General features: G+C 63.2%; 15 protein-coding genes and 1 tRNA gene. 10 read left to right on the forward strand and 6 right to left on the reverse strand.

The features are described 5' to 3' along the window. Window positions 1–10: 10 nt before the first annotated feature. A complete protein-coding gene (locus tag VFB33_00390; protein ID HZO80125.1) occupies window positions 11–202 on the reverse strand; it encodes a hypothetical protein in 192 nt (63 codons plus the stop codon). A gap of 207 nt (window positions 203–409) precedes the next feature. Between VFB33_00390 and VFB33_00395 the strand changes: the two genes are divergently transcribed. The 8 genes from VFB33_00395 to VFB33_00430 all read left to right on the forward strand — a co-directional run bounded on the left by VFB33_00395 (window position 410) and on the right by VFB33_00430 (window position 10,375). After that, on the forward strand, window positions 410–1,738 hold the full coding sequence (locus VFB33_00395) for a hypothetical protein (GenBank protein HZO80126.1): 1,329 nt from the start codon (window positions 410–412) through the stop codon (window positions 1,736–1,738). Between the two features lie 51 nt (window positions 1,739–1,789). Then, window positions 1,790–2,080 (forward strand): hypothetical protein, encoded by a 291-nt coding sequence (locus VFB33_00400; protein HZO80127.1) that lies wholly within the window; start codon window positions 1,790–1,792, stop codon window positions 2,078–2,080. 494 nt (window positions 2,081–2,574) lie between these two features. Then, entirely contained in the window at window positions 2,575–3,177 is a 603-nt protein-coding gene (locus tag VFB33_00405) for an Hsp20/alpha crystallin family protein (GenBank protein HZO80128.1), read from the forward strand. A gap of 652 nt (window positions 3,178–3,829) precedes the next feature. Next, window positions 3,830–4,984 (forward strand): glycosyltransferase family 4 protein, encoded by a 1,155-nt coding sequence (locus VFB33_00410; GenBank protein ID HZO80129.1) that lies wholly within the window; start codon window positions 3,830–3,832, stop codon window positions 4,982–4,984. A 466-nt stretch (window positions 4,985–5,450) separates the two neighbouring features. Further along, the gene (locus tag VFB33_00415) at window positions 5,451–6,134 is read left to right on the forward strand and encodes a DnaJ domain-containing protein (GenBank protein HZO80130.1); all 684 of its coding nucleotides are present in this window, start codon (window positions 5,451–5,453) and stop codon (window positions 6,132–6,134) included. Window positions 6,135–6,184: 50 nt separating this feature from the next. Beyond that, complete coding sequence (locus VFB33_00420; GenBank protein ID HZO80131.1) at window positions 6,185–8,956, forward strand: cation-transporting P-type ATPase; 2,772 nt, start codon at window positions 6,185–6,187, stop codon at window positions 8,954–8,956. Next, window positions 8,904–9,632 (forward strand): MarC family protein, encoded by a 729-nt coding sequence (locus VFB33_00425; GenBank protein HZO80132.1) that lies wholly within the window; start codon window positions 8,904–8,906, stop codon window positions 9,630–9,632. The genes VFB33_00420 and VFB33_00425 overlap by 53 nt, the downstream gene beginning before the upstream one ends. A 344-nt stretch (window positions 9,633–9,976) precedes the next feature. Further along, the gene (locus tag VFB33_00430) at window positions 9,977–10,375 is read left to right on the forward strand and encodes a hypothetical protein (protein ID HZO80133.1); all 399 of its coding nucleotides are present in this window, start codon (window positions 9,977–9,979) and stop codon (window positions 10,373–10,375) included. A 642-nt stretch (window positions 10,376–11,017) separates the two neighbouring features. Here the strand turns inward: VFB33_00430 and VFB33_00435 are convergent. The 5 genes from VFB33_00435 to VFB33_00455 all read right to left on the reverse strand — a co-directional run bounded on the left by VFB33_00435 (window position 11,018) and on the right by VFB33_00455 (window position 17,356). Then, window positions 11,018–11,094: transfer RNA gene (locus VFB33_00435), tRNA-Arg, on the reverse strand. Between the two features lie 174 nt (window positions 11,095–11,268). Next, entirely contained in the window at window positions 11,269–12,978 is a 1,710-nt protein-coding gene (locus VFB33_00440) for an amidohydrolase family protein (protein ID HZO80134.1), read from the reverse strand. 168 nt (window positions 12,979–13,146) lie between these two features. Next, window positions 13,147–13,689 carry a carboxymuconolactone decarboxylase family protein gene (locus VFB33_00445; protein ID HZO80135.1) on the reverse strand — a complete coding sequence of 181 codons (543 nt, stop codon included), beginning with the start codon at window positions 13,687–13,689 and terminating at the stop codon, window positions 13,147–13,149. A gap of 124 nt (window positions 13,690–13,813) precedes the next feature. Further along, a complete protein-coding gene (ilvB, locus tag VFB33_00450) occupies window positions 13,814–15,520 on the reverse strand; it encodes a biosynthetic-type acetolactate synthase large subunit (protein HZO80136.1) in 1,707 nt (568 codons plus the stop codon). 195 nt (window positions 15,521–15,715) lie between these two features. After that, a complete protein-coding gene (locus VFB33_00455; protein HZO80137.1) occupies window positions 15,716–17,356 on the reverse strand; it encodes an FHA domain-containing protein in 1,641 nt (546 codons plus the stop codon). 209 nt (window positions 17,357–17,565) lie between these two features. Here VFB33_00455 and VFB33_00460 point away from each other — a divergent pair, with 209 nt between their 5' ends. Continuing rightward, the gene (locus VFB33_00460) at window positions 17,566–19,530 is read left to right on the forward strand and encodes a carboxypeptidase-like regulatory domain-containing protein (GenBank protein HZO80138.1); all 1,965 of its coding nucleotides are present in this window, start codon (window positions 17,566–17,568) and stop codon (window positions 19,528–19,530) included. Between the two features lie 8 nt (window positions 19,531–19,538). Then, the gene (locus VFB33_00465) at window positions 19,539–20,228 is read left to right on the forward strand and encodes a hypothetical protein (protein HZO80139.1); all 690 of its coding nucleotides are present in this window, start codon (window positions 19,539–19,541) and stop codon (window positions 20,226–20,228) included. Window positions 20,229–20,385: the final 157 nt, after the last annotated feature.

Consider the following 20,385-nt stretch of genomic DNA (forward strand, 5'->3'; position numbering starts at 1 on the left):
AGAGGGGGCTTTAGGCGCTGCTGAGCGTGCTGTCCTCCCCGCTCACGAGTTTGCTCACCGTATTACCCATGACCTGGTAGGCCGCGAAAACCACAAGTGCGATAGCGGCCAGGATTAGCGCGTACTCGGTCATGGATTGCGCTCGCAGGCGGCCGATCACAATCTCGCGAAAGCGAACGAAGAGCCCTGAAATAGTCTCCATCAGGGAGCAACTCCTGAGCGCGACCATAATTTTCCCGCTTTGATGTGTCAACAGAACTTTTGACGCCCCAAGAGCTTGGAAATGTCAATTATGGCGCCCCTCCTCTCAACAAGAGAGCCATGGTTGGACCCTGGACAGGGCCGCCCTCTCGGTCTCCCTAGGTGCCGCGCCGTGGCGCCGGTCCGTCTTGTGCGCTAGCTGTGTCGTATGTCCGAGCCCGTGCGATGCATCGTCCTGGGCGCTGCCGGCCGCGACTTTCACGACTTCCAGGTCTTCCTCCGTGACCGCCCGGAGTTTCGGGTGGTTGCCTTCACCGCTGCGCAGATCCCCTTCATCGAGCGGCGCAGCTTTCCGCGCGAGCTTGCCGGCCCGCTCTACGATTCTGACATCCCGATATTTCCCGAAACCGAACTGCGGGTGCTGATCGGGCGCCTGCGTGCCGATCTCGTCTTTCTCTCCTACAGCGACCTGCCGTACGACGAGGTAATGCACAAGGCGAGCCTGGTGCAGGCGTGCGGGGCAGGTTTTGCGATGCTGGGCCCGCGCCTTACCCAGCTTGAAAGCCGTCTGCCGGTTGTTGCGGTCACTGCCGTGCGTACCGGCGCGGGCAAGAGTCCGCTCTCGCAGGCGCTGGCGCGCGCAGTCACGGCCGCCGGGCGGCGAGTCGCAGTGGTTCGTCATCCGATGCCCTACGGCGACCTGCTTAGGCAGCGCGCGATGCGCTACGCGAGCGAGGTCGACTTCGAGCATCACGGTTGTACGCTGGAGGAACGCGAGGAGTACGAACCATATATCGAAGCCGGGCTCGCGGTCTTCGCCGGCGTTGACTATCGCGCGATCCTTGCCCAGGCGGAGCGCGAGGCGGACGTTATTCTGTGGGACGGCGGCAACAACGACTATCCGTTCCTTCGTCCCGACCTGTCGATCGTCGTGCTCGACGCGCTGCGCCCCGGCCATGAGACCAGCTATTACCCGGGCGAGACGAATCTGCGCGCCGCCGACGTACTGGTGCTGAACAAGGTATCCGGCGCCACGCCCGAGGCGCTCGCGCTGATTCGGCGCCACGCCTCGGAGCTCAACCCAGGCGCCCCAATGATCGAGTCCGATCTCGTCGTCAACGTCGAACCCGGCGCCGCGCTTGCCGGCAAGCGCGTCGTGGTGGTCGAGGACGGCCCGACGCTGACGCACGGCGGGATGGCGTCGGGGGCGGGCGCGGTCGCGGCGCGCGCGGCCGGCGCCGTGATTATTGATCCGCGCGGCTTCGCCGTGGGCAGCATCGCCGAGGCCTATCGCAGCTATCCGCATATCGGCGCAGTGCTGCCGGCGCTCGGCTACTCGGCGGCGCAGATCGCGGAACTGGGCGAAACGCTGCGCCGCAGCGGCGCCGACGCAATCGTGGACGCCAGCCCCGCGCGTCTGGAGCGTGTGCTGCAACTGGGGACCCCGCTGATCCGGGTACGTTACCGTTTCGAGCAGCGCTCCGGCCCGCCGCTGTTCGCGCTGGTGCATGAGCGGCTGGCGCGGATGCGGAAGTAGCCCTGCGCAGGCGTCTTCGATTTTCCGGATGCGCTTGCTTAAATTGCGGGGATGAAGTTGTGCAGCGCCGCGGCGCTCGCGCTAGCCGCGTGGTATCTGGTCGCGCCGCCCTTCACCAGCGACGGCGTCAATTCCAGTCTGCCGCTCGCGCAGTGGCAGCAGATGGCGGCGTTTGGGACGACCGCTGAATGCGAGGCCTACGCCGCCAGTCTCAAGAAATACTCAGCCGAGCGGGCGAGCCAGAACAAGGATCCGCGCTACCAGGACATGCTTAAGTACGCGGCGCAGTCGATCGCCGGCGCACGCTGCGTCGCCGGCAACGACCCGCAGTTGAAGAAATAAGGCGCCCCGCGGGTCACGCCACGCCGTGGCGGCCGAGTGATTTTCCGCAGTCGTCGAAGCTGCTGGGCCTAACCCGATCGAGGGGATAGACATGAAGTGAACCCCTTCGGCCGGACGCCTGTCAGGCGGACGATTGATTCCACGATAGACTGTGATGCCGCGCCAGTCCGCGCGTCTCCGCGCGGACCTCCAGAAAGTCGAGCACCACCTGTCGCTTAAACTCCACGCTAAAGCTCCGGCGCCTTGCCACGGCTTATCCTCCGATAAGCCCGGCCGCTCGGTCCAATCCGTTCTCTCTCAACTGTCTGGTTTTCGGCGGTCACTCCAGCTCTCGCGCCAACGTGAGTCAGAATTAAACCGGCGTTGACACAACAGCCGCCCGAAGACCCTGACTCCACAAGAGCCAGGATCATGTCCCCAATGTGCCGCCGAAAGCGACAATCGAACTGCGATGAAGAGGATTTCGATTTGTTGGTACGCCGCACAGCAGCGGCATGCCTGTTGCAGCCTCGGAAAAGAAGCATCAACCCGTCGAAGCGCATGCACCGGGCGCAGGCGGAACAAGCAAACAGGAGGTCACGACAATGGGATTGCTTGAAAGATGGAGACCATCGAGGGAACTGGAACGCTTTCGTAACGAGTTCGACGACCTATTGGAACGCTTCGGCTTCGACCACGACTGGTTCCGCTTTCCGCTTGGCCGCGAGTTTTTCGCGGAATGGGAGCCTCTACCGAGGCATCCGGCGATCGAAACACGCGTGGAAGACGGCAAGTTTATCGTTTGCGCCGACCTCCCTGGCGTCGATCCGAAGGACGTCGATATCAAGGTTGTAGGCGACGTGTTGACCATCAAGGGCTCGCGGGAAGAGAAGCGCGAGAAGAAAAAGGCTGACTATCTCCGCCGCGAAATCCGCTACGGAGCCTTCGAACGCTCCATCCCGCTGCCTGAGGGTATCAAAGCGGAAGATCTGAAGGCGTCCTACCATGATGGGGTGCTGGAGCTAACAGCACCGATGCCCAAGGAGGCCTTACCGAAGGAGGTAAAGATCCAGATCGAAGCCCCAAAGGACAATTCGGCGAAGAAGAACGCGGCCTGACGGCGCCGGGTGCGCCGGGCACTTCAGCAGAACGCGAGCACGGCGACCAAGGAGTGTGTGAAATGAACGTCGAGCAATTAATGATGCGCGAGGTCGCACCTTGCCCCGCGTCGGACACACTCATCCGCGCCGCCTTACTGATGTGGGAATTCGACTGTGGTTGTATTCCGTCGTCAGCACCGATGGTGATGACAAGGTCGTTGGAGTAGTCACCGACCGCGATATTGCGATTGCTGCGCACACCCCGGGCAAGCCAGTGTTTGCCATCCGGATGACCCGGGCCATGTCGTACAAGGTAATTACCTGTCACGCCAACGATGGCTAGCCAGGTGGAGGCGCTGATGCGCGAGTAAGGCGGCTGCTCGTCCTGGACCAAAACGAACGCCTGGTCGAGATTATCTCGCTCAATGACCTCGCGCGGGAGAGCCCAGCGTGAGAAGACCTCGGCCGGCAAACAGGTGGAAGCCCCTCAAGACGCGGTAGCGGAGACGCTGGCGGCTCTCTGTTGGCCTCGCGTCTCGCACGAGTTAAACGCGCAGCCAGAGGACAAACGAAGGCGTAGACTTGACAAGGACGGGTGTTATCCAGTGGAGAATCACCCGTCCTTCAAGCCAAAGACGCTTTCCGCGAAGTCGACGGAGATATTATGCGATTGGCTGGTAAAACCTCGGAACGGCTTTTCCGCGGCTCGGGTTCGACAATGTTGAAGCAGACCCGTGACCGCCTTCGCATCGCGCAGGTGGCTCCGCTGTACGAAAGCGTGCCCCCCAAGCTATACGGTGGCACCGAGCGTGTCGTAGCCTACGTGACCGAGGAGTTGATCCGGCGGGGCCACGACGTAACTCTTTTCGCATCGGGCGATTCGACCGCCGCCGCACCGCTCAAGGCTGTTCATCACACGGCGCTCAGACCAGGCGGGCTGGCTGTTTGGGGCCAAAGCCTGCACCTGCCAATGCTCAGCGAGGTGTTCGATAATGCTGATCGCTTCGACGTGATCCATTGTCACTTGGACTATTGGAGTTTCCCGTTCGCCCGGATGGTGAGCACGCCAACGCTTACGACGCTGCACGGCCGCCTCGACATTCCGCAGCTGCATAGCGTCTATCGGTATTACTCTGAGGCTCCGGTCGTGTCGATCAGCGACGCGCAGCGCGAACCTTTGACGGAACTCAATTGGAGAGGCACCGTCTACCACGGCTTGCCGGCCGATCAGCTCACATTTAACCCCGGCCCCGGCAGCTATCTCGCTTTTCTGGGACGCATCGCGCCCGAAAAACGTCCTGACCTGGCCATCGAGGTCGCGCGGCGAACGCGAATTCCACTCAAAATCGCCGCCAAGGTCGACGCTGTGGATCGGGAGTATTTCGAGAGCCGGATCCGGCCGCTTCTTGAGGGCGAAGACATCGATTTCATCGGCGAAATAAGCGAGTGCGAGAAGAGCGACTTTCTCGGCAACGCGATGGCGCTTTTATTTCCGGTCGACTGGCCCGAGCCGTTTGGTCTGGTCATGATCGAAGCGCTGGCCTGCGGCACCCCGGTCATCGCCCGCCCCTGCGGATCGGTTCCCGAGGTGGTGCGCAATGGAGTGACCGGGCTGATCGCATCCAGCACTGGCGACCTGGCAGAGGCAGTACATCGAATTCCCTCCATCTCGCGGCACAGATGCCGCGCAGAATTCGAGGCTCGCTTCACCGCCGGTGTGATGGCGGATCATTACGAGCGGATTTATCACCGCCTGGTCGATGAACATCTCGCCCAGGCCCGGGGTGAGAGCCGCTCACCGGCGGGAGATGGTAGAGGGGGATGATTACGCGTGAACAACCGCAACATTGGCCACCGGACCTTGAGAAGAATTGACTTCGAACAGCAGCCGGAGCCGGTGAGCGGGGGCCGGTGCCGAATTCCACATCCACGCATCCTCGCCGACCTCGCGCAGCGCTGCTTACGTCGAGATGAACGGCTTGGCGGGTACGAAGCCGGCCGAGATTTTCCCGAAGGCGCCCTGGGCTTGTTTCACGACGAAGGACGATAGTGCTAGTTGAGCCGCTTCGAGCTGGAGCTCGCGGGCTAACAACCTGCTATTCCACTTCCTGCGCGCGTCGAAAACATGCGCAGGCGCGGATTAACCTGAGCAGTCCTAGTCCCGGCGCCAGCGATACAAAGGTGAGGTTCAAGAACCGCCTAATGGGGTTCCCCTAGGACGCGAGCGCGCCGGAGCGAAGTCCAAGTGCGTTAGAAACGCAGCCTCTTCCGTGCGTCAGGAGCAAGGTGCGATGTTGGCGACAACACAATATGCAATCCTGGGCGTGACACAGACAGAAAGCCAAGACGGCTTGCGCCGGGTTTTTCGGCAGCTCGTCAAACGCTATCACCCCGACCGTGCCGGCCCGGCCGCGACCTCGGCCTTTCAGCAGATCATCAACGCCTACCGGGTTTTAGAAAGGGCTGAATGGCGCCGCCACTATGACGAGGGAGTCAACGACGCACTCCAGCGCCAAATTGCAGCGTCAGCGTTGATACCCGCCGGGGAGGAGCCTAGTGCAGCCCTCCCCACGATCATTCCTACCATTGAACTGAGGGTGCTGTCGCTGGTCGCGTTGGAGGCTCTCGCTCATCGAGTGAATCAGCGGCTCCATGGCACTGAGACCGCTGGCGACGACGAGTGGGGTCCGCTCGATCTCATCGCCACGCTTAGAGCAAACGACGCAGAGCGCGGCGGTGCGACGATTCTTGTCCTTCCCGCGTGGTACCCGTGCGCAGAGTGCGGCGGGACGGGACGCGTGGGAAACCTGCCGTGCCCTGCCTGCGACGGAGAGACGGTTGAACTGAAGGAAGAGCGAATCCATGTGAGAATACCTCCGCTCCGTTCGGCATACATGCGCCTGGAGCTGCCCGTACCGTGCATGGGGGTTGTGGGTAAGTACCTCCGACTGCATATACGGGTCGTCGAGGCGTAGATGTAGGGTTCCACCGGCGCTCGACTCTGTCGGACGGAGCCGGTTCATCCATGAAGATTCATCAACTTAGCGTCAGGGACGTTCTCGCAAGCCTCAACAGCACCACGGAAGGCCTTTCATCCAGCGAGGCCATGCGCAGGCTTCGCGAATACGGACCGAACCGCGTCGAGGAAGTAGTCACCGAATCGGCGCCCCTGCGCTTCTTGAAGGAGTTCACCCACTTTTTCGCGTTGATTCTGTGGCTCGCAGCGGCGCTGGCTTTCCTAGCGGAATGGCTGTCGCCCGGCCAGGACATGGCGAGGATCGGCTACGCCCTGGTAGCAGTGATCATCGTTAGCGGGTTGTTCTCCTTTTGGCAGGAATTCCGCATCGAGCGCGCCCTCGCCGCGCTCCGCGAGCTTCTTCCCAATCAGGTGGAAGTATTGCGCGACGGCAAGGTGCAGCGGCTGGCCGCCGACCAGCTCGTTCCCGGTGATGTGATCGTCTTGGAGCAGGGCAGCAAAATTCCCGCGGATTGCCGTCTGATCGAGGCTTTCGGCGTGCGGGTCAACGACGCGACGATTACCGGTGAATCACTGTCGAAGTCTCGTAGCTGCCAACCATCGCACAAGCCTGACGTTATCCGTGCTGAAAACATCTTGCTGGCCGGCACCTCGATGGTGTCGGGGGAGGCAAAAGCGGTCGTTTTCGCAACCGGCACGCATACGGAGTTCGGCAAGATCGCCCATCTCACCCAGACCGGGCGAGCGGCGGTCTCTCCCCTGCGGCGGCAGATCGCTCACTTAAGCCGTCTAATTGCGGTGCTATCGCTGCTGATCGGACTGGCTTTCTTTGCTCTCAGCCGTGTGATCGGCGTTCCCTTCTGGAAGGGCTTTATTTTTGCAATCGGCATCATCGTCGCCATGGTGCCCGAAGGGCTATTGCCGACGCTTACCCTGGCGCTGGTTCTGGCCACGCAACGCATGGCGAGACGTCACGTCCTGATTCGCTATCTACCGTCGGTGGAGACGCTGGGCTCCAGCACGGTAATCTGCACCGATAAAACGGGCACTCTGACTCAGAATCGGATGTGTGTTAAGGGGCTTTGGCTCGGGGCGGAGATCGATTGCGGAAATCCGGACCTAGCACAGACCTCGCCGGACTACCGTTTGTTATTCCTCGCCGCGGCGCTGTGCCACGACCTTCGCGAAGGCGAGCAAGGTGGACGGCCGGTGCTGCTCGGCGATCCCATGGAGATTGCTCTGGTCGAGACCGCCCGGCGCTTTCTGCCGGCCGTTCCCGACTGTAAGAAACTGGATGAGATCCCGTTCGACGCCAGCCGTATGCGCCTGACGACCGTGCACGCCACTCCTGACGGTCCAATGCTGTTTTGCAAGGGAGCACCCGAGATGGTCCTCCCGCTTTGCGACCGGATCGTCGACCATGGACAGGTTTGCCCGCTGAGCTCCCAGCTTCGCACCAAAATCCGTGAAGCGCAGAAAGCCATGGCAACCCGGGGCTTACGGGTCATCGCGATCTCCTATCGGCCGCTGGAAGGAACCTGGCGGCGTGCCCAGCTGGAAGAACACCTCATATTTGCGGGACTAGCTGGCTTGGAAGACCCGCCTCGCCCTGAGGTGCCGGAGGCGCTGCGAAAATGCCGCGAGGCGGGGATCAGGGTGATTATGGTGACGGGCGACCATCCCTATACCGCAAGGGCAATCGGGCGTGAGATCGGCCTGATACGGTCGGATACTCCACTGGAAATCAGCGGCGAAATTCTTGGCGCGCTCTCCGACAGCCAGCTCCGACTCGCGCTGGACGCACCCGAGGTCATCTTCGCGCGGGTCGGGGCGGACCAGAAAAGACGCATCGTCGAAGCGTTGAAGCACAAGGGTCATGTCGTGGCGGTAACTGGTGATGGTGTCAATGATGCGCCCGCGCTTAAGAGCGCGCACATCGGGATCGCGATGGGGATCGCGGGCACCGACGTGGCCAAGGAAGCGGCCGACATGGTACTGCTCGACGACAACTTCGCAAGTATCGTCAACGCAATCGAAGAGGGGCGGGCAGTTTTCAGCAATATCCGCAAGTTCCTCACTTATATTCTGGCGCACAACGTTCCCGAAGTGGTTCCCTACCTGGCCTTTTTGCTGTTCAACATTCCTCTCGCGCTTACTCCGATCCAGATTCTGGCCATAGACATGGGAACCGATTCTCTCACCGCGCTCGGACTGGGCGCCGAAAAGCCCGATGCGCAGATTATGAAACGCCCTCCCCGCCCCCAACATAAACGGCTTCTGGACTGGCCGCTGGCGCTGCGTGCCTATCTGTTTCTGGGCGCGATTGAGGCAGCGGTCACGATGGCGACCTTCTTCTTCGTACTCCATCGCTCCGGATGGAAATACGGGCAGCCGCTCGCCAGCAACGACCCTTTGTATCTTCAATCGACGACCGCGTGCTTCAGCACGATCGTCGTCTTGCAGATCGTCAATGTGTTCCTCTGCCGGAGCGCAACGCGTTCCATACTTTCCACCGGGCTTTTGGGCAACCCGCTCATTTGGGGCGGTGTACTACTGGAAATCGCGCTGGTGGCACTGATTGACTACACGTCTCTTGGCAATCTTCTTTTTGGCACCGCGCCCATCGGAATGGCCCCCTGGTTGTTTGCGATACCGCTCGCAGGCGGAATGCTGATTGCTGAAGAACTACGCAAGTGGCTCGTTCGCCGGCGCCTGAGTGATCGAGCGTCGCGCCTGGCATGCCCGCGAGCGGCGGCCAAGCGTCTTTATGCATTTGACGGTGGTCTCGGAAACATGGACAGCCGGCACAGCCGCCGGTGAACGCATCCGGCGCGATCAGGAAGAGGCACTTATGGAGCACTGGCGGCAGTATTCGGAGACGCTCGTCGCGCTGTTCGTAATTGCAGACCCGGTCGGTGCTGTACCCATATTCCTGACTCTTACGCAGCATCAGTCGCCGGCTGATAGAAAACACCTCGCCGACGTGACCGCGCTTGCGGTAGCCATCATTCTGGCTGCCTCCGTGTTCGTCGCCGAACCATTCTTGCGATTTTTTGGCGTTGACGTCGCGGCCTTTCGTGTGGCAGGCGGCATTCTAATCATGCTGATGGCATTGGGGATGCTGGAGGCCGCACCCCGGCGCACCCAGCGCACTCCGGAAGAAATGGCCGAGGCCGAACGCAAGACCGAAATCGCCGTAGTCCCGTTGGCTATTCCTTTGATTGCCGGCCCGGGAGCAATCAGCACCGTAATTATATATGCACACCAGTCGGCTACGTGGTTTGACACTATATATTTGGTCGGAGCGTGTGTGTTGGTCGCAATTTCCGTATGGCTGGCCTTGCGGGCGGCGGATCCGATCCGGGATGTCTTAGGCGCGACCGGGATCAATGTGGTTACACGATTACTGGGTGTGATTCTGACGGCGGTGGCCGTGGAATTTATTACCTCAGGGCTCAGTCGACGTTTGTCTGGCCTGGCGGTTGTGGACCGATAAGAGAGCGAAGACCGCGATGGCTGTGGCGCGACGTCACAGAGCGTCCGCAGGGCCAATCGCGTGGGGTCATTGACTGATCGCAGAGTACTCATCTCAGGGTATGGCTCGTAGCGCTGGTGCGCGGACGTGGGCGCGCAGTGGAAAATTTCCCTGGCGCCAAGGCGAATTGCCACACACACAACGTTGGACGCTCCCGCCCCGCTGGCGGTGAATGACGTCCGGACGTGAATCAAGGTGGCAACACAGCCAGACTTGCCTCCACGACTTTTCGTCAAAAACTGGCATGCGGCTAGCTTGAGCCCTGAACGTCGTCCGCTGATTCCCCTAAAAGGAGAGCAGGGCACATGAAAGGTTTGAGTTTAATCGTGGCAGCTACGCTGCTCGCGACGGTAGCGCTGTCGTTATCATTCCCGGCGACAGCCGCGGAACCAGGTCCCTCGTCCGCAATAGCCAATTACGCGGAGAACGCGAAGACGCCCGAAGATCATGAGGCGATCGCGCATCACTTCGACACGCAGGCCGCAAAGGCGCGTGCGGCAGCCGCAAGCTTCGACCTCCATGATTGCGAGCACGCGAAGTCAACGGAGTTGCAGCGAAGCGGTGCAAGATTCCCGGGCGTGGCGGCGAAACGTTCCTGCCGCGCGCAGCTACGGTACTACCGAGCGCAGGAGCGGGAGAATGACGCGCGCGCCAACCATCATCGGCGAATCGCCGAAGCCTGGCGCGCAGTCGGCACGCGATGAATTCCCGCCCAAAAGCTGAGAAACAACCCGCGCTCGCCCCCCTCGGGACGGTCCGTCGGCCGCCCCGCACTTGAGATACGGGCAGCGCACAATGTGACTCAGCAACTCGCTGATCGTTCCATGAGGCTCCCGCTTAAGTCACATGAGGTTATCCGATTGTTGGCTTTTTGGAATGAGCAATGACTCTACGTACCGGACCCCGCTGCGTTGGCGATGAGCGATCTCCGAGGATCGAAAGGGCCCGCGACGCATTCGATGGGAACGGGCTCGAACTGACACCCCTCCTTTAAGCGATGGCGCTTGGCCAGCCATGGTGAAGGACGCGGGTGACGGAGCGAAGGGCCGGCAGCCTCACTCGCCGACCCAGAAATCGGCTATCTTCAGGCCGGGGAAAATTTTCGCTGCGCATGCGAGTTGCAGTGAAAGGGGATCAAATGCCGCGGGCCGGCGCCGGCGGCGTCCGAACCTGCTGAGGCAAAAGTGGACCGGCGATTTTAAACCCCGTCTCGAATTCGACCGGCCGGCCGCGCGAAGGGCGCCGCCGGCGTCAGATTATACTCCGAGACGGGTACAAAGGTGATCCACAGATGATCCACGGAAAATCGGGTTATCTGACGATCCGGCCCAAACCCTTGATTTTATTGGCGCGCCGTGAGGGATTTGAACCCCCGACCCGCAGATCCGTAGTCTGCTGCTCTAATCCGCTGAGCTAACGGCGCGCGCCGGAACCTGAAAATTTCGCACATCGCACGCGCCCTCGCAAGCCGCTGAGCGCGCCGGCGATGCGACTTCGCTTCCTCCCGGGGCCGCATAAACAAGACAGGCGGCAGCGCCACCCGCGCCGCCGCCTGTCGCCTTACTCACCTATCCTTCAGACTCGCAGACTCGCCGCGTCACGCGCCGACGCCGTGGCGCAGCAGCTTGCCCGGCGTCGCACCGGTGCACTCGTCGTTCTCGAACGTGACCTGGCCGTTGACCAGGATGTGGCGGTAACCCTCGGCGCGCTGCACCCGGCGCCACTCGTTGCCCGGCAGGTCGTGCACGACTTCGACCGGCCCCACCGCGAGCTTTTCGAAATCGTAGATCACGATGTCGGCCGGCGCGCCCTCGCGCAGGAAGCCGCGATCCTTGAAGCCGGCGCAGAACGCGGGCAACGCGCTCAGCCGCCAGTGGATGTCCTCCAGCGTGAGCCATCCGCGCTCGCGCACGAAGCTGATGATGCCCTCGGTCGGGTAGCGGCCGGCGGTGAGGAACTTGGTGTGCGCGCCGCCGTCGGAGACGCCGAAGGTGATCCACGGATAGTCGATGATCTCCTTCATCAGCGCGGGGTCGCGGTTGACCGCGGGGGCGAAGAACTCGGTCTTGAGATTATCGGCCACCGCGAGGTCGCACATCACGTCCACCGGATGCTTGCCGTCGCGCTCGCCGGCCTTGCGCAGGGTCAGCCCCTCGAACGCGCGCAGCTTGTCGTCGGCCACGCTAACGATCACGATCTGATCGAAGAAGCTGGTGATCAGCCCTTCGCGCGGAAGCTTGGTCTTCAGCCCCTCGCGGCGCGCGAGGTCGGCGAGCTTGGCCTTGCGCTCCGCGATCGTGCCGGTAGTCACCTCGCGCCAGGTGTCGGAGTCGTCGAAGAGGTTCCAGTCCTCGAAGGTGAAGGTCAGACCGGCCTCGGTGGTGATGCCCTGGCCGTAAACCGGGATGCCGCGCATGCGGCAGCGCTCCAGCCATCGGATCATGTTGCGGTGGCGATGGGGGAAGCGGTCCTGCGACTGCACGGCCTCGAACATGATCGGCCGTCCGCTGATCGTCGCAAGCTCCTCGAAGTGGCGCGCGTCTTCCTTGGGGTTCCAGCTCGCCAGCGTCAGTTCCTGGAAGCCCTCGCCGCGCTCGCCGAGCACCTTGGCGAAGACCTTGCAGGTCTCGTCGTGCATGATGTCGGTGTTCATCGGCGAGCCGTCCCAATCGCGCTGCACCGACGACGGCCCGTCGGGCTTCAGGCGCTGCGCCGACCATCCGTAGGCGCCGGCGTCCATCGCCTCGTTGAGCAGATGCGCCATCATCCGATGCTCGTCGTCGGTCGGCATCCGCCCGCTCTTGGACTCCTCGATGCCCATCACGTAGCCGAGCAGCGGATTGATCGGCACGTAGGGCAGAACGTTGACCCCCTTGGGCAGGTGATCGATGCGGTCGAGAAACTCGGGATAGGTATGCCAATCCCACGGCATCGCGGCCTTCATCGCGGCCAGCGGAATCGCCTCGGTGCGCGTCATCGTCAGCATCGCGCGCTCCTCGTCACCGGGCTTGACCGGGGCGAAACCGAAACCGCAGTTGCCGATGACCACCGAGGTCACCCCGTGCCATCCCGAGATGGTGAGCCACGGGTCCCAGAAGAGCTGGGCGTCGTAATGGGTGTGGAGATCGATGAAGCCGGGGGCGACGATGAGCCCGCGCGCGTCGATCACCTTGGCGCCTTCGCCGGTCGGGACACGCCCGAGCCTGGCGATGCGACCGTTCTTGATCCCGAGGTCGCCGCGGATACGCGGGGCGCGGGTCCCGTCAATGATCATTCCGTCTTTAATGACAATGTCGAATTCTGGCATAAGCCCATCTCCGCATCGCTTAGAGTTACGTACCCGTGAAGAGTTACGTACCCCATTTGCTTCGCATTAATCGCGGCGTGGATCAAGAAAAGGCGCGCTTATCCAGCAAACGCTTGGCAGGCGTGTCGTCCGTCCGTGCGGCGCCGCTGGGTCGAACCTCAGCGGGTGTCAGTTTTTCTTCGCGTCGGGCTCGAGCTCGACCCCCAGCGGCACGATGATCCGCACCACCGCGTTGTAGGTCGCGACGTTCATCGCGAGCTCCATCAGCCGGCGGTGGTCGAGGAAGGCGCGCAGGGCGTCGAAGGTGGCGTCGGAGACTTTGATGTTGGACGTGACTTCGGCCGCGTAGCGCATCACCGCCCGCTCCTGCTCATCGAAGACGGGCGAGCGCTCGAAGTCGACGAGTTGTTCGAGCTGCTCGCGGCGCACGCCGACACGCAGCGCGATGTTCCAATGATGGACGAACTCGTACTCGGCGCCGGCGATGCGTCCGACGGTCATCAGCGCCAGCTCGCGCAGCCGGGGGTCGAGCCGGGTATGGTTGCGCAGCTCGACCGCGAGCGTCGAGAAGCGGCGCATCAGATTGGGCGCGTTCGCCATCAGGCGATGGATGTTGGCGGGCGGGGTACCGCGCTCGCGCTCGAACTCGTCGAAGACGAAACGCTCATCGGGATCGAGATCCTCGCGGTTGAGATACGGCAGTCGCGCCATCGTGGTGGGGTTCCTTTCCGAGGCAATGGCCCGATGCGTTCCGGGCACGAACGCACCCGGCGATCTCCGCCGGCGCTGGTGTCGCTGGCGCCGCCCTCTCCTCGGACCAGCGGAAGGCAGCAGCTCAGGCGAACAGCATCTCCGACATCGCGCCGCCCGGCGGAATCATCGGCATCACCGCCTCCTCCTTGGGGATCACGATGTCGACGAGCACCGGGCCGGGGGTGGCAAAGGCTTCCTTCATCGTCGCCGCCAGATCGCTCTGCCTCTCGATGCGAAAGCCGCGCGCGCCATAGGCCTCAGCGAGCTTGACGAAATTGGGCACCGACATCGCCGAGTACGAGTAGCGCTCCTGGTAGAACTTCTCCTGCCACTGACGCACCATCCCGAGGAAATAGTTGTTCAGGATGATGACCTTGACATCGACGTTGTACTGGACCGCGGTGCCGAGCTCCTGGATGTTCATCTGGATCGAGCCATCACCCGAGATCACCACCACCTTGCGATCGGGGGCGGCGAACTTGGCGCCGATGCCGGCCGGCAGCCCATAGCCCATCGTGCCCAGCCCGCCCGAGGTCAAAAGCGAGCGCGGGCGCTCGAAGGGGAAAAGCTGGGCGACCCACATCTGATGCTGGCCGACGTCGGTGGCGATGATGCAGTCGCCCTTGGTCAGCCGATGGAGCTCTTCGAGCACCTGGGTCGGCGAGACCGAGTCGCCCGGGCGCTTGCCGTTGCCGTTGATATACAGCGGCTTCTCGCGCCGCCACTGGAGGATTTGCTGATGCCAGCGGAGCCACGCCGGGCGCCGCTTAGCGATCCCCTCGCGCCCCTTGACCACGCGCAGCATGTCGCTCAGCACCGACTTGATGTCGCCTACGATCGGGATATCGACCTTGACGTTCTTGGAAATCGACGAGGGGTCGATGTCGATGTGGATGATCGTCTTCGCATTGGGCGCGAAATCGGCGATGCGCCCGGTGACACGGTCGTCAAAGCGTGCGCCCACCGCGATCAGGCAATCGGTGTTGCACACCGCGGTATTGGTCCCGTACGAGCCGTGCATCCCAAGCATCCCCAGGCACAGCGGGTCCGAGGCCGGAAACGAGCCCAGCCCCATCAGCGTCTCGGTGACCGGGATGCCGAGGCCGCGCACGAGCTGGGTCAGCTCGGGCGCCGCGCCTGACCATTGCACGCCGCCGCCGACGTAGAACAGCGGCTTTTCGCTCTTCTCGATCGCCTCGACCGCGCGCTCGATCTGACGCGGATTGCCCTTGAGGGTGGGCTTGAAGCCGCGCAGCTCGACCTTGTCGGGATACTTGAAGGCATACTCGTGCTGCTGGACGTCCTTGGGCACGTCCACCACCACCGGGCCGGGGCGCCCGGTGCCCGCGATAAAGAAGGCCTCCTTGATGATCCGCGCGACCTCGCGCACATCCTTGACCAGGTAGTTGTGCTTGGTGCAGGGGCGGGTGATGCCGACGATGTCGGCCTCCTGAAAGGCGTCGTTGCCGATCATGGTGGTCGCCACCTGGCCCGAGATGACGACCAGCGGGGTCGAATCCATGTAGGCGTCGGCGATGCCGGTGACGGTATTGGTCGCGCCCGGCCCCGAAGTCACCATCACCACGCCCGGCCGTCCGCTGACCCGCGCGTATCCCTCGGCCATGTGCGCCGCGCCCTGCTCGTGGCGGACCAGGATGTGCCTGATTCGTGAATCCAGCAAGGCGTCATAGGTGGGCAGGATCGCGCCGCCCGGGTAGCCGAAGATTACGTCGACGCCTTCGGCGATCAGGCTTTCGATTATGATTTGCGCTCCGCTAAGTTTCTTCATCGGCGGCCAGGTATCCGACGGTCCTCCTCGGGCCAGAGCAGCAAAGTTACACCATGGGACGGCACCGGCTCAACGTACGGGGCGCGCAGTCCTCCGCCGCGCCCAGGCGCTCGATCGGTCGGGCCGTCAGAGGAGCGACTTCGCGCGGCCGAAGAACCGTAACCGGCTTGACGAGCGCGACGCTGTCCGAGCGCCTCAATAGCGCAGGACGAAGCGCACGTCGCCCAGGCGCACCTGGCTACCGCTGCTCACCCGCACCGAGCCGCGCACCTGCTGCTCATTGACGAAGCTGCCGTTGGTCGAGTTGAGATCGGTCAGCTCGTACACTCCGTTGCGCCGCATCAGGCGCGCGTGCGCGCGCGAGACGCTCGGATGCGGGATCACAACGTCGTTGTCCTCGCCGCGACCCATCGAAACTTCGTCCTTGAGCAGGCTGTACTCGGCGGGCACCGGATCCATCGGCTCGACCAGGCTGAGCCGCGCCTCGTGCGCAATTAGCGGGGCTGAAGAAGGCGGCGGCGCGGGCGCCGCAGTGCGCGCAGTCTGCGCCGGCTGCGCGGTGACCGGCGCGCGTGGGGCCCGCGGCGGCGCCGCGCGGCTCTGCGCCTCCACGATCGCCTTGAGCTCCTCTGCCGGCACCCCGAAGCGCATGCGCGACAACCCGAAGAGCCCTGCGATAGCGATCAGCGGCACCGCCAGGTTCCACCAGTTGAAGGATAGCTGCGCGAGGCCCGTGCCGCCCATGTTACTCGCGGCCTCGCCCTCGCCGCCCTCGGGCACGTTGATCCGCGCGCCGCCGACGCCATGGACCTGGTAGGAGGTGTTGGCTGAGCCGGTCTGGCCCTCGTAGTTGATTTTCAGCTCAACCTCGCGGCTGGTGCCGTCCTCGATAGGCCGCGGCGTGCGATAGGTCAGCGAGTATTCGGTCGCGATCGAATGGCCGATCTCGCGGACCAGTTCGGGGAAGCGGTTCTGCTCGGTGACGATGTTATAGGAACGGCCGTGGGTCGCCTTTACGACCTCGGCGTAAGCTGGCTCGATGAACGGCGGCGGCACCACCGCGTACAGCGTCAGCCCCTGACGCTGGAGGATCGCGGCTACCTTGTCGCCGGTCAGCTCGGTCACGTCGGCGTTGGGATTCTTGTGCAAGCGATAAGCCTGGTCGCCGCCGCGGTCGGGGCCGTCGCCGGCCTTATGGCAGGGCGCGTCGGTGATCAGGATTAGGATCGCCTGCGCCTGCGGGCGAAACGGCAGCGTGGCGGCGTAGGCGAGCGCATCGAGCGGGTCCTCTGGGATATCGCCGCCGCCGCTCGCGTGCAGGGTGCCGACCCATTTGATGAATTCGCTCACGTCGGGGGTGAGCTGGTTGCGATAGGCGCAGTTGCAGTCGGGATACTTCGAGACCACGTAGTCCTCGAAGGTGACCAAGCCCAGGCGATAGTCGCGGTTGTTGGAGGCAAGGTCGTGAGCGAAGTTGATCATGTTCTGCTTGATGGCGTCGATGTAAGGCTGCATCGACTCGGTCACGTCCATCACGAACACAATATCCACCGGGCGGCCCTGGCCCACTCCGCGGAAGTCGATGATTTTGGCCGGCTTGCCGTCCTCAAAGACCTGGACGTTGTCCGGACGCAGGTTGCCCACCGGCGCGCCGGCGGAGTCGGTCAGCCCGAAGTCGAGCTCGACGCCGCCGTCGGAGTCGAAGTGCTGGAGCCCGGGATTACCGACCGAGATCTGCAAGGTGGCGAGCGCGCGCGGCGCCGCGCTCATCTGGAGTGCGAACAGCGCGGCAAGCGTCAGTGCGCCGCCGATCACGGCCCGGGGTATGCGCTTCATCGTGAGCGAAATTTTCCGAGTCTCACCGGCATACAGTCAAGCCCCTCGGCGCGCCGGCTGAGGGCACGAGGCGCGCTCGCCGCAAGCGCGGGCCTGCATTCGTTGCCTGATTTTGACGCACGCATGCAGCAATCAACATCGTAGCTTGCCTTCGCATTCCGGTTAGGTTATCCCAACGCTAACCGAAATTTGGCCTGTAGGTTCAGCGCGTGAAACATCTATCATCCTGGCGGGCGGCGGTCCTGCTGTTCGCGCCCCTGTTGCTGCTTGCCGCTCTGGTTCTCGGCCCGGCCAGGATTAGTCTCGGTCAAGCCACGGGATCGGTCGGCGTCGTGGTGGTCGGTTTCACGGGTACCCTTCCGCCCGGCTTCCAGAACATTTCGTTCAACGTCGTCTCGGTGCGGCTCAACCCGAGCACGAATCCCAACGTGAGCGACCTCGACCCCAACTGGGTGACGATTCCTGTGCCGCAGGGGGTGGGCCTCAACACTACCGGCGTAACCAACCCGTTCACCACGCTGGCGACCCTGTTCAACCTCAACACGACCGGCCAGTCGCCAACCGCGGGCGGCACCGGCCCCAGCGAGCTGCAGATCGATATGGCGCAGATCGCCACGCTGCCGCAGATGTTCAACAGCTGGACGGTGCCGGCGAGCAACTACCATCAGATCGAGCTCGCGCTCGACAACCTCAGCGCGGGCAACGTGATCCCCGACTGCTTCAGCACCAAGCGGCCGCTGGAGGGGTGCATCAGCTCGCAGATCGCGATGTTCAATCCGTCGCCGCTCCTGCGCACATCGGGCCAAGTCACGGTGCCGCTGGGCGGGGTCGCCACGCTGATCATTCACATCAATCCCACCGCGAATAACAAATCGACGCCGCCATCCTTCAGCGGCGCCAACTACACGCTGAATCCGAGGATCACCCAGGCCTCCAGCGCAACGGGGCTAATCAGAGGTAGCGCCTCCGGCGCCACCCAAGTGCTGGCCGAGCTGAGCGGGACCGACCAGGTGGTTGAAACCACCACCCTCGGCGGCGGGCGTTACACGCTGGTGCTGCCGGCGGCAACGGATGGAACGCTTTACGACCTGGTCGCCTCGAGCCCAAACTTCGCCTACAAGGTCGCAAGCGGCGTGTTGGTCACGCGCGGACAATCGCAGAAGATAAATCTCGATTCGGCGGGTTTCGTCGGCGGCAGCTCGCTTTCGGGCCAGATCACAGACCAGTGTTTGGGACTACCAATCGAGGGCGCGACGGTCGAGCTGAAGGACCCCACCACCGGCGTGGTGCTCGCCAGCGCCAACACCGACGACACCGGCACCTACCCGATGCGGCCGAGCAATTTCGTGCCACAGGCCTTCAAGAGCATCCCCAACGGCACCTATCGGCTGGTGGTGAGCGCGGCCGGCTACAACACGCAGCAATCGTCGATCACGCTCGCGGGCAACAGCGTGGTCAACGTCGCGCTCGGACGCGCCCAGCTTAGCGGGTTCGTCACCGTTAACCCCCCGCTGCCTGCCGGTTCGTCGGCACTCAACGTGCTGGTCACCGCCGAGGACCAGGGCACTCATCACATCGAGAACGTCACGCTGGCGACGATCCCACCGGGTTCAGGACAGGCAAGCTTCTCGATGTTCGTGCCGGACAGCAGCAAGGTCGCCGCCTTCGACCTGTATGCGGCGGCAAGCGACCTGTTCAGCGGGCTTCCCGAAAAGTACACCGGGCACACGATCGCCGTACGGAGCGGCGTCGCGAACAGCGGCACCTGCTCGGCCAATCCGCTTCATCCGACGCTCGCGATGCAGTGCGTGGGCCATGCCAGCGTAACCGGCACGACCGCAACCTTCGATTCCGGCACCTCGATCGTGCTCTCCAAGAATGGCGTGCAGTTGATCACCAGCGGAGTCGTGCCGGAAGGCACGCCCAACCCAAGTGCGAGCCCCACGCCGATTGCGGGGCGCTTCGAGTTCTGCGCGCCGGCGGATCCCCAACCCTATACTTTGCAGCGCTTCGAAACCTCGCCGCCGGGCGCCCAGCCCTCGCCGGCCGCCTCGCCTACCAGCGTGACCATGCTGCCGCCGACGACGGTCAACCCGCCGTGCTCGACCATCTGCTCCGATGGCAGCGGCAAGTGCCTGGTGTGCCAGAATCAACCGAACGTCGAGGTGCCGTAAGTCCCGCGATGACTCGCAGATCAAATGGCTATCCCACCCTGCGCCGGTGCGCGGCGCTGATTTTTGCCGGCCTGCTCGGGCTGGGATGCGGCAGCGGAGGCGCCTTCGGCATCGCCAATCCCACCGCGCCCGGCAACACCTCCGGCGTGCCCAACGAAACCATCATGTGGCTGCTGGGCACGCCCGGCACCCCGTTCCAAGTCGTGGTGAGCGACGCCAGCGCGTCGTGGACGATCAAGGGGGTCGTGCCGCAATCGATCATAATCATCAACCCGTCGCCGCCGGTGCAGATGGTGGCGACCAAGCTGTCGAATCGCTCGACCCTGCTGAGTGCCGAGATCATCCGCGGCGTAACGCTGGTCGCCGAGTCGTCAACCTATGACGCGTTCGGCACAGTCACCCTGGCGACCACCGGCGGAACCGCGCGCATTGCTCCGCAAGCCGATCCCGATGTACGCTTTTTCGTGAAGGCGCCGCTGGCAGGCCTCTTAACTGGATTGATCGAGGACCTGAGCGAGGGCTTCGTAGTTCAAGCGCGCTCGCCCGTGCTGTTTCTGTTCGAAAACCCGGACGGGCGGGTCGATGGGCAGTTCAGTTCGCTCGACCTCGCGGGCACCTTCGCAGTCGACATCATCTTCAACGGCGCGGTCGTCAGGCAGGCGACTGGAGGCCCGAACCTCGTCATAAAGTACCCCTAGTCCTCCCAGCGCGCGACGAGGTGAGCGGCGGGCGCCGGTGGACGAAATCGGCCGGACAGGCTAGATTTGCCGAGCCGACTTTTGGCTTGTGTTCTCTTGACTGCTATGAGGATGATACTGGCTAGAGCATCGAATCGCACGGCTAGCTTTGGGACAG

The sequence above is a fragment of the Candidatus Binataceae bacterium genome, assembly GCA_035650475.1.
Taxonomy (GTDB): domain Bacteria; phylum Desulfobacterota; class Binatia; order Binatales; family Binataceae; genus JAKAVN01.

Coding starts and splice junctions, on each gene's coding strand:
- VFB33_00420 (HZO80131.1), top strand. CDS start 6,185: ATGAAGATTCATCAACTTAGCGTCAGGGACGTTCTCGCAAGCCTCAAC.
- VFB33_00395 (HZO80126.1), top strand. CDS start 410: ATGTCCGAGCCCGTGCGATGCATCGTCCTGGGCGCTGCCGGCCGCGAC.
- VFB33_00465 (HZO80139.1), top strand. CDS start 19,539: ATGACTCGCAGATCAAATGGCTATCCCACCCTGCGCCGGTGCGCGGCG.
- VFB33_00415 (HZO80130.1), top strand. CDS start 5,451: ATGTTGGCGACAACACAATATGCAATCCTGGGCGTGACACAGACAGAA.
- VFB33_00445 (HZO80135.1), bottom strand. CDS start 13,689: ATGGCGCGACTGCCGTATCTCAACCGCGAGGATCTCGATCCCGATGAG.
- VFB33_00405 (HZO80128.1), top strand. CDS start 2,575: ATGCCTGTTGCAGCCTCGGAAAAGAAGCATCAACCCGTCGAAGCGCAT.
- VFB33_00430 (HZO80133.1), top strand. CDS start 9,977: ATGAAAGGTTTGAGTTTAATCGTGGCAGCTACGCTGCTCGCGACGGTA.
- VFB33_00455 (HZO80137.1), bottom strand. CDS start 17,356: ATGAAGCGCATACCCCGGGCCGTGATCGGCGGCGCACTGACGCTTGCC.
- VFB33_00400 (HZO80127.1), top strand. CDS start 1,790: ATGAAGTTGTGCAGCGCCGCGGCGCTCGCGCTAGCCGCGTGGTATCTG.
- ilvB (HZO80136.1), bottom strand. CDS start 15,520: ATGAAGAAACTTAGCGGAGCGCAAATCATAATCGAAAGCCTGATCGCC.
- VFB33_00390 (HZO80125.1), bottom strand. CDS start 202: ATGGAGACTATTTCAGGGCTCTTCGTTCGCTTTCGCGAGATTGTGATC.
- VFB33_00440 (HZO80134.1), bottom strand. CDS start 12,978: ATGCCAGAATTCGACATTGTCATTAAAGACGGAATGATCATTGACGGG.
- VFB33_00425 (HZO80132.1), top strand. CDS start 8,904: ATGCATTTGACGGTGGTCTCGGAAACATGGACAGCCGGCACAGCCGCC.